The sequence below is a fragment of the uncultured Porphyromonas sp. genome (assembly GCF_947254915.1).
Lineage (GTDB): Bacteria > Bacteroidota > Bacteroidia > Bacteroidales > Porphyromonadaceae > Porphyromonas.
In genome coordinates this window covers 1-9,377 of sequence record NZ_CAMYEZ010000092.1, presented here as the reverse complement: position 1 = coordinate 9,377, position 9,377 = coordinate 1, and the positions used below count along the sequence as shown (strand labels likewise).

Sequence of the window (9,377 nt, the reverse complement as noted above, 5' to 3'; positions counted from 1 at the left end):
GGGCAGTTACCAGAGTGGCCAAATGGGGCTGACTGTAACTCAGCTGGCGTAAGCCTACGGTGGTTCGAATCCATCACTGCCCACGATGTAGTCACAGCCTTCGGACGACTGATGAGGTCGTGTCTATGCGGAAGTAGCTCAGTTGATAGAGCATCAGCCTTCCAAGCTGAGGGTCGCGGGTTTGAGCCCCGTCTTCCGCTCAAAATGAGTAAATGATTGATAGAGCGGTACGAGTTGCCGCTCTTTTTTTGTATCAGGAGAGCCTGTCCTGAGCCAATGTAGGGAAAGTGAGTTAAATATATGATGATACTAAATAGAGACGGTAAGTGCGTGTGCAGTGTCTTGGCGACGCTTCTTGTGGGGTGTCTCCTCTTATGCTCTTGTGGTCGTGCAGACCTCTCGGATACGGAGCAACTACCGCAGACCTTTGTAGAGGCGGACACGCTCTACAAGGCGGGACGCTATGAGCAAGCTGCTAAGATGTACGACCGTACAGCCGAGGAGTGCTCAGGGAGAGAAAGTCTGCAGAGCCTTTGCTACTACCGTGCAGGTGTCGCTTATAGCCAGACGGAGCAGCGGGGATGGGCTATCGTGAGCTATCGCAAGGCGCTACTGCTGACGCCAGACTATAAGGAAGCACGACACAATCTGCGCCTAGCCGCGGAGGCGAGGATGAATATGCCCTCTATGGAGTACCCGATCGTACGGCGCTGGGCAGATTCCTGTGCTTATGCACTTCCTATGAGTGGTTGGCTGGTTATATCTATTGTCCTTTTTGTGGGGGCAGTTGTCACTTGCTTGGCTTTCTTCTTGGGACGCTCAAGGGGGGTGCGACGAACATCTTTCTATGCGATGCTTATTCTGCTACTCTTGTGGGGCTGTACCTTACTGATGATACTACATCGTCGTCACTATGATAAGCAGACGGACGTAGCTGTCGTGTGCAGTGTCAAGGCTCCGCTATATGCTCTAGAGGATGACCCCGCAGTGGCTGAGCCAGTGACGGAGCTGTACGATGGTGCCGAGCTATGCATCGCATCTACAGCCGAGGGTGGCTCCTATCTGCATGTCGTACTACCTGATGGGACAGAGGGGTGGCTGCCTAAAGCTAATGTAGAGCCTGTCGCTGTCAATCAATAATCATCTCACTCGGAAGTCAACGTAACGAAGATATGGTCGAACAATTAGCTCTCTGGGAGCGCTCGCTCTTTCTCACGCTCAACGCGACCCACACCCCTTACTGGGATGCCTTTATGTACCTCATCTCTTCACGCTGGCCGTGGATTGCTGTTGCTTTCGGACTGGTTGTCTTCCTTTTTGCCAAGAAGCCTCTCCGCGAGTCTATCCTCCTCGTGGTTATGCTGGCGCTCCTGATTACAGTGGCCGACCAGCTCTCTAGTGGCTTGATCAAGCCTTACTTTGAGCGGTTACGACCCTCTTACCATCCTCTGACGGCAGACTTAGTGCAGTCGGTCTATGGCTACAAAGCGTGGGGGTATGGCTTCATCTCAGGGCATGCGACCAACTTTATGGCGCTGGCGATGTTTACCTCACTGGCTTTTCGCAATCGCTGGTACACGCTTGTCGTCTTTGCACTAGCCTTGACTACTGCGTATAGTCGCATCTATCTAGGCGTTCACTTCATCACGGACGTGGTGCCAGGAGCCTGTCTAGGACTACTGCTGGGATACTTAGTCTATCTGCTCTACCGCTGGCTACGTGTCAAGCTCTACAACGTGCACCCCTCGGCACCTCAAAGCCGTCTCTGCGCCTCGACAATCGGATATTTGACCGCATTCCTTTGCGTCTACATACTCTTCCTCTTTGCTTTCGCTGGAGAGCTGATGGGCGTGATGAAAGGGCAGGCGGGCTGGTAGGCTATGCGCTCACTTGAAGTGAAAGTAGTGGGAGAGGCGTACGCTGTCATCCCGATTGAACTCCTCAAGACTCATGATGCGGTGCCACGAATCTATGGTCCCGTTCTTACGAATGCTCCGTGCTAGAGCCATTTGCTGACGGTAATTAAGGTAGGGATGAGCGGGGATGCTGTCGCTACGTAGGGACTGGAAGGCAGTACTGTAGTTCTTCACCCCGATATAGAAGAAGGGCTTGATACGCTGGTACCTATCTGGCTCCATGCCGAAAACCTCTTGTAGCTGTAGCACGGTGTAGTAACCACCTAGCTGGTCACGATACCTAGCGATGCGCCTGGCAAAGCTGGGACCGATACCGGGAACTTGTTGGAGTGCCAATGTGTCAGCACTATTGAGGTCTATGCGCTGTCCCTCTCGGAGCTTCGGCTGTGAAGTGTACTGCGGTCTGTCAGGCGCTCCCACGTAATCGGCCGACAGCTCGACACCTTGCGAGGAGTTGCCCCCTTCTTTGTAGGACTTATTAGGCTGTATAGGCGGTGCGTAGGTCCCGCCAGCTCGTCTTTGTGTGGAGTCCGTGGGAAGAGCGCCCATTTGCTCACTCATAGTCTGCCCCGCCAGTGATGCAAGTGGCTGCGCATTGTAATTATTGTCCCAAAGCACCTTGCCGATGGCCGAGAGTATGATGAGGCTGACGGCTATCAGCACCCAAGTCTCTATGCGTCCTCTCTTGAAGCTACTCATAACTCTTCCGAGGTTGCGGTGTCGGCTATGATGCGTCCATCTTGTAGTGAGATGGCGCGGTCGGCTCGTTGCGCAAAGTCTTCGTCGTGCGTCACGATCAGGAAGGTCTGTCCGAGCTGGTATCGTAGCTCAAAGAACAGCTCGATGAGCTCCTCCTTGCGTTGTGTGTCAAGGCTCCCAGAGGGTTCGTCGGCTAGGATGAGCGTGGGGCGATTGATCAGTGCACGCGCCACGGCTGTGCGCTGTTTCTCACCTCCCGAGAGCTGTGCCGGACGGTGCTTCAGACGATCGGCTAGCCCGAGCTGGGTCAGTATCTGCTCCGCTTCGCTGAGTGCTTGGCGCTTGCTCATGCCAGCGATCATAGCGGGGATGGCAACATTCTCTACTGCCGTGAACTCAGGTAGCAACTGGTGAAACTGAAAGACGAAGCCTATCTGACTATTGCGAAAGTGCGCCTGCTTCTGAGCCGAGAGGGTAAAAGGATCAACCCCGTTGATGAGCAGTTGCCCCTTGTCCGGCTTGAGTAGCGTGCCGATGATCTGCAGGAGCGTCGTCTTGCCCGCACCGCTAGGCCCGACGATAGAGGTTATCTCGCTTTGATGTATCGAGAGGGTTATCTCTTTGAGTATTTGCAGAGAGCCAAAGGACTTGCAGATAGAGTCTAGAGTGACGAGAGGCGTGGGCATAAGCTTAGTCGTTTTTACTTAGGAGTAGAGAGGTCTTGTAGTACGTAGGCTGCCATGTTAATGCCGAAGAGCTGAGGCATGTAGGAGATTGTCCCTACGATGCTCCGCTTGTTCTGATCACCGTGAGGAAGGGCACGTATAGCCTCCTCATGCGAAGGCTCGCTACTATAGACACATGGCGTGTCAAAGACAGATCGAGGCGCCTCTAGCTGGCGAAGTCGCTTGCGCACGAAGCGAGCCAAGGCGCAGATATGCGTCTTGCTCATCGGCGCTACCGAGACCCGCTGCGGATCTAGCTTAGCTCCTGCGCCCATAGCGCTGATGATTGGGATGCCTAGCTGATGCGCAGTGAGGATGAGTTCGCACTTAGGCGTGAGCGTGTCGATGCAGTCTAGGATATAGTCGTAGTGATGTGCCGAGAGGAGCGTGGGGATGTTGTCGCCCGAGAGATAGGCGGCGTGCGCCTCCACCGCTATGTCCGGATTGATCCGATGCAGTAGTTCCTCCACCACCTCTACCTTAGGACGACCTATGGTATCTCTAAAGGCTATCACCTGACGGTTGATATTCGTCTCATCGACCTTGTCGTGGTCTACGAGCGTAAAGCGACCGATACCAGAGCGCGCCAAGAGTTCGCACGCCTTGCTCCCCACACCGCCGAGCCCCACGACGAGGATATGCTTATCGGCAAGGCGCTGTAGCGTCTCGCTCCCGAGGAGTAGCTCCGTACGCTCCAGCCAGTGCGGTATGCCGTCCATAGGTGTCATCGTATCGTCTAGCTACTCCGTAATGCCTCGCTCGTCTAGAGCTTTCTGATAAGCTTTCGCATTGCGCATATGCTCCGCATAGGTAGTGGCAAAAGCGTGATACCCCGAGAAGTCCGCCCGAGCACACATATATAGGTAGTCATGCGGCTTACGGTGCAGTACGGCATCTATCGTGGTCATCTGCGGATAGCGTATAGGACCAGGGGGGAGCCCTTTGTATCTGTAGGTGTTGTAGGGCGAGTCAATCTTAAGCAGTTCGCCTCCGATACGCTGAGCCGTGAAGTTGCCCGAGGCAAACTTAAGCGTTGGGTCCGCCTGTAGTGGCATCCCCTTGTGTAGGCGATTGATGTAAAGCCCCGCAATGTCGCCATACTCGTCCGTCTTGCTAGACTCCTCCTCGACTATTGATGCTATGATTGACACCTCCACAGGCGTGAGTCCCATCTCCTGAGCCAGTGCGGTGCGCTGCTTGTCCCAGAACTTGTGGTAGCTCTGCTCATACTTGTGCAGGAGCTCCCTGGGCGTAGTCGTCCAGTAGACCTCGTGGGTGTCGGGGAGGAATATACAGCGCACGGTCTCCGTCGTAAACCCTAGCGAATCGCAGTAGACCGAGTCTCGCAATAGCGTGCGTAGCTCCTCGGAGGTCATCGCCAGCGGTGCTGTCAGCTTGTCGATCAGCTCCTCTTGAGTACGAATAGAGGAGAAGGCAAGCTTGACGGGGTCTTGTGCTTCGTAGGCTATCTTCTTGCAAATAGAGAGAATGCTCATCTTTGGCGTCAGATGGTAGCGTCCTGGGCGTAGCTTGCTGTCTAGACGTATGACGCGAGCCACGCTACGAAGGAGGGCGGGGTTCTTGACCTCTAGTTCCTGAGCTATGGAGGTCATCAGTGCCTCGCCACTAGTCGTGTCCGTGACGTAGGCATAGTACTCCTGTTGACTGGAGCTACCAGCGGGGCGTAGTAGTAGGTAGGCAGCCCATGAGAGTAAGAGTAGTATGACGATCAGGATCCAAAGAGCAAGTTTACCACCAGTACGTTTAGGCGACCTATTGCGATGATTACGACGTGAAGTATCGTTGAAGTATGAGGGACGCCATTGTCTAGACTTAGATTTGCGACTTCGTGACATAGATGAGAGCTATTCAGTTAGTAAAAACGGATGCTAGTAAAGCAGTACCCACAAGGGAGGACGCACTCGCTAATGGCGGAGTGGGGTAGTCTCTTGTGGGTACTTTCTTGAGTCATAGCGTAGGAGAGTCGGCTCTCCTAGATGCTGGATGCCTAAGCATAAAAGGCTGTGCTGAGCAGTTTACTTCTCCTCTGGCTGTGCGGCCTCGGGAGCGTCGCCTTCCTGCAGAGCTCTCTGCTCCTTATGTATATCGCGTAGCTTGAGGTCTAGCTCATTGATCTCTTGTTGCATCGCATCACAACGCTCCTCAAGCATCTTGAGCAGATTCTCTCCCGCACTGCTGGTCACACTCAAGCGCTCCTTGTTATTGCTATAGGTCTGCAGGTCGCTCTCCAGCTGCTCCTTCCTGCGGAGTATCTTGTCGTACTCCTCACCGTAAGGACTAGCGGGACCGAAGTTGCGCCGATTATTGTTGCGATTGCCACGTCTGTCGCCACGAGGTCTGTCGCTAGCTCTCAGCTTGTTGAAGAAAGCATCCATCTGCTCCTTCAGCTCGTCCTGTAGCTTACGGCGCATTTTGCGAGGCATATAGCCCAGCTGGTTAAAGTCTCTCTGTAAGGTCACCGCCTCCTCACGATCAGCATCGGTCGGAGCCTCAATAGCAGCCAGTTCATGAGCACGAGCTAGGAGCTGCTTAGCCGTAGCCACCGACTCCTTGCTCTCCTCACGTTGCGCCTGGAAGAGCGCTTTGTGGTGCGTATAATAGGTGTCGCAAGCTTCACGGAAGCGCTTGAAGAGAGCCTGGTGCTTGTTGGTGTGAATCAATTCGTTCCACTCCGTCTGTAGCTCTTGTATGCGACTATGCCCCTCGGGCCAGCGCTCCTCTGCGACGATTTGCTCGATCTCCTCGATGATAGCACGCTTGCGGTCGCCCTGCTCACTGATGAGCTTGTTGCGATCACGCATGAACTCCTTGCGCTTGTCAAAGAATATGTCGCAAGCTGTCCTGAAGTGGAGGTATAGCTCCTCGCTGACGGCACGAGGCACGCGACCCGTCTTGCGCCACTGAGCTTGTAGCTCCTTGATCTGGTCAGTGAAGGTGCGCCAATCCTTGAAGGTATTGATCTCGTTCGGATTGATAGCCTCTATCTGCGTGATGATACCCCGCTTGATAGTCTCGTTTTCGCCTTCCTGCGTGCGCTGCTGGTTGCGATACTCCTGGTTGTTGAAGTTGATCTGTGCCGAAAGCTCCTGAAACTGCTTCCACAGATCCTTGCGAAGCTCCTTAGCCACAGGTCCCACGTCACGCCAGCGGTGGTGTAAGTCTTGTAGCTCGCGAGCTGCTTGTGTAACATCTGTAGACTCAGCCAGCTCCTTGGCACGCTGTATGATCGCCTCCTTGGCCTCAAGGTTCTTCTTGAAGTCGTAGTCACGGAACTCGTTGTTGATCTGCTGCAGATCGTAAAACTGCTCTCTCAGATGCTCAAACTCGCCCTGTGTCTGGCGCATATCCCCAGGAGGCACGGCTCCCGCATTGCGCCAGCTATCGGTAATCTCACGATACTCCTTGCTGATGACGCTAAAGCTCTCACTCGATGTGAGTAGCTTGCGCAGACGATCTAGGAGTTCACGCTTTACCTCTAGATTAGCCTTCTGCTCCTCGGCAATCTCCTCCTGGCGCTTGCGATTGCGCTCCTTAAAGTCATTGAGGAGCTCCTTGAGCCTTATCTCCTGTGCCTCAGCATCGGCACGGAGCTTAGCGTTTTCCTCTGAGACGGTGTTGAGATAACTATTCATCTTGCTGTAGAAGACGCTCTTGTAGCGATCAATGATGGAGCGTGGAGGTAGCTCGCCACTCTGCAAGAGGAGTACCACATCGTCGGTGATCTGTGAGCAGCTCATCTTGGCAATGTCTGCATCGCTCTTGTTGAGCAGCTCCTGATACTGACGCTCCTCCTCGGTTAGCTCTTCAGTGGGGGCTGGAATCTTCTCGGCTGAATCCTCAGTCGTTACAGCCTCCGCTACGGGCTCCTCTAGAGGCGCCTGCGCCAGCGTCTCAGGTGATGGGGCTGTCTCTGGAGTGGTCATCGCTTCTTGCGTCGATGCTGTGTTAGTCGTCTGGTCGAGAGCGGAGCTCTGATTGATGTTCTCTTCTTGTGGGATAAGATTCATATCGAGATGATTCTAGATGTGTTACTAATGTCAAGGAGTCTCGGCGTGCCCCACTGCAGGGTGCAAGCTCCTTGTATGCTATTCGGTCGGTGTAGTGGACGGCTGGGCGCTCTCCGTGAGTCAGCCACTGGGCTCGTCTCGCTACAGGGTAGAGTCACGAGGCTGTAGCGGTGGTTTATAAAACGTAGCACTGTGTCAGCGCTTCGTTACTCTGATTGCAAAGATAACTAATTCTTGGGGATTGGAGCGTGTCCTCCCAATAGTAGAAGTGGCTAAGGCTTATCCCCCCTGTATTCTAGGCACTACGTATGACGATAATTAAGGGATATATGGATGGATTCTCGCCGAGTAGCGCTACAGACTCTTCCTAAGTCATTGCCGATACCAATCTCTCCCGAAGATTTTACTCAATAGCTCCCGAGGAAACGAAAATTCTCCACCGAGGGGCGAAATGAAACTTCGGAAGAATGAAATGAAAGTTCGGAAGAATGAAATGAAAGTTCGGAAGAATTTGTCCGTTCCTCGCAGGATAATCCCAAATCTCCACGGAGGAATCATTTGATTTCCTAGAATAGAGACATGGATGCCCTCATCCTGCATAATGAGACTGTTGACTTTTGCAACAGTCTCAATAGGACACGAAGTCCAATAATATCAAACGAGCAAATAGAAAGGCGACCTAATCGTAATTAGATCGCCTTACTATGACTACTATTGTAGAATATAAACTTCTGGACTAGCTGAGCTCGTGGATGACGATACCAGAGCGGAGCTTGGGCTCGAACCAGGTGGTCTTAGGTGGCATGATGTTGCCCGTGTCAGCGATGTCCATGATCTGCTTCATCGTGACGGGGTAGAGAGCTAGAGCGACCTTCATCTCGCCTGAGTCGACACGCTTCTTGAGCTCGCCGAGACCGCGGATACCACCGACGAAGTCGATGCGCTTGTCACTACGTAGATCCTTGATGCCGAGGATCTCATCGAGGATGTGATTCGACGAGATGGTGACGTCTAGGATGCCGATAGGATCGCTGTCATCGTATGTGCCTGGCTTAGCGGTGAGCGAGTACCAGTTACCATCGAGGTAGAGCGAGAAGTTGTGTAGCTTAGCGGGCTTGTAGATCTCTGTGCCCTTCTTCTCGACGACGAAGTCCTTCTCGAGCTTCTTGAGGAACTCCTCGCTGGTGAGCCCGTTGAGGTCCTTGACGACACGGTTGTAGTCGATGACGGTGAGCTGGTTAGCGGGGAAGGCTACAGCCATAAAGTAGTTGTACTCCTCATCACCACGGTGATTGGGGTTTTGCTTAGCCTTCTCAGCACCTACGAGCGCTGCAGCAGCACTACGGTGGTGACCGTCAGCGATGTAGAGCGCGGGCATCTGACCAAATAGCTCGGTGATACGCTTGATATCCTGATCCTGGTCGATGATCCAGAACTGATGCTGGAAGGTATCATTGGCAACAAAGTCGTAGACAGGCTTCTGAGCCGTGTACTTAGCGACGATCTTGTCTAGCTCCGCATTGTCAGGGTAAGCGAAGAAGACCGGCTCGATGTTCGCATTGTTGATGCGTACGTGCTTCATACGATCCTCCTCCTTGTCACGACGTGTGAGCTCGTGCTTCTTGATGACACCGTTGAGGTAGTCCTCGACGTAAGCGCCGATGACGAGACCATACTGTGTCTTGCCGTTCATCGTCTGAGCATAGACGTAGTAGCACTCCTTGTCGTCCTGTACGAGCCAGCCCTCCTTCTTGAAGTGCTGATACTGCTTGACAGCCTCGTCGTAGACTTTGGGATCGTGCTCGTCGGTGCCTGCGGGGAAGTTGATCTCTGGCTTGATAATGTGGTAGAGAGACATAGGGTTGCCCTCAGCCTCCTTGCGAGCCTCGTCAGAGTTTAGCACGTCGTAGGGACGAGAGTTGACCTTCTCAACAAGGTTTTGAGGTGGTCTGTATCCTTTGAATGGTTTGATTATAGCCATAATAAAGAGTCTTTGAGTGTGTGGTGAG

Annotated in this window: 8 protein-coding genes and 2 tRNA genes; 4 read left to right on the top strand and 6 right to left on the bottom strand. The window is 53.4% G+C overall.

Translation table 11 applies throughout. The features are described from left to right. From Q0X57_RS06250 to Q0X57_RS06235, 4 genes are all read left to right on the top strand, one after another. A tRNA-Tyr gene (locus tag Q0X57_RS06250) sits at nucleotides 1-83 on the top strand. 44 nt (nucleotides 84-127) lie between these two features. Beyond that, nucleotides 128-200, top strand: a tRNA-Gly gene (locus Q0X57_RS06245). A gap of 100 nt (nucleotides 201-300) precedes the next feature. Continuing rightward, nucleotides 301-1,140: a tetratricopeptide repeat protein gene (locus tag Q0X57_RS06240; protein WP_297729120.1), complete on the top strand. Its 840-nt coding sequence runs from the start codon at nucleotides 301-303 to the stop codon at nucleotides 1,138-1,140. 32 nt (nucleotides 1,141-1,172) lie between these two features. Continuing rightward, nucleotides 1,173-1,877: a phosphatase PAP2 family protein gene (locus tag Q0X57_RS06235; RefSeq protein ID WP_297729117.1), complete on the top strand. Its 705-nt coding sequence runs from the start codon at nucleotides 1,173-1,175 to the stop codon at nucleotides 1,875-1,877. 9 nt (nucleotides 1,878-1,886) lie between these two features. On the opposite strand, the gene Q0X57_RS06230 is transcribed toward Q0X57_RS06235, so the two are convergent. The 6 genes from Q0X57_RS06230 to Q0X57_RS06205 all read right to left on the bottom strand — a co-directional run bounded on the left by Q0X57_RS06230 (nucleotide 1,887) and on the right by Q0X57_RS06205 (nucleotide 9,349). Further along, the gene (locus Q0X57_RS06230) at nucleotides 1,887-2,615 is read right to left on the bottom strand and encodes a helix-hairpin-helix domain-containing protein (RefSeq protein WP_297729114.1); all 729 of its coding nucleotides are present in this window, start codon (nucleotides 2,613-2,615) and stop codon (nucleotides 1,887-1,889) included. Further along, a complete protein-coding gene (locus Q0X57_RS06225; RefSeq protein ID WP_297729111.1) occupies nucleotides 2,612-3,301 on the bottom strand; it encodes an ABC transporter ATP-binding protein in 690 nt (229 codons plus the stop codon). Before Q0X57_RS06225 ends, Q0X57_RS06230 begins: the two co-directional genes overlap by 4 nt. A 14-nt stretch (nucleotides 3,302-3,315) precedes the next feature. Then, nucleotides 3,316-4,068: a tRNA threonylcarbamoyladenosine dehydratase gene (locus Q0X57_RS06220; RefSeq protein ID WP_297729108.1), complete on the bottom strand. Its 753-nt coding sequence runs from the start codon at nucleotides 4,066-4,068 to the stop codon at nucleotides 3,316-3,318. Nucleotides 4,069-4,080: 12 nt separating this feature from the next. Then, nucleotides 4,081-5,196, bottom strand: coding sequence for an endolytic transglycosylase MltG (mltG, locus tag Q0X57_RS06215; RefSeq protein ID WP_297729105.1), 1,116 nt, complete (start codon nucleotides 5,194-5,196; stop codon nucleotides 4,081-4,083). 180 nt (nucleotides 5,197-5,376) lie between these two features. Continuing rightward, entirely contained in the window at nucleotides 5,377-7,368 is a 1,992-nt protein-coding gene (locus Q0X57_RS06210) for a DUF349 domain-containing protein (protein ID WP_297729102.1), read from the bottom strand. A gap of 736 nt (nucleotides 7,369-8,104) precedes the next feature. Then, nucleotides 8,105-9,349 (bottom strand): DUF1015 domain-containing protein, encoded by a 1,245-nt coding sequence (locus tag Q0X57_RS06205; RefSeq protein WP_297729099.1) that lies wholly within the window; start codon nucleotides 9,347-9,349, stop codon nucleotides 8,105-8,107. Nucleotides 9,350-9,377: the final 28 nt, after the last annotated feature.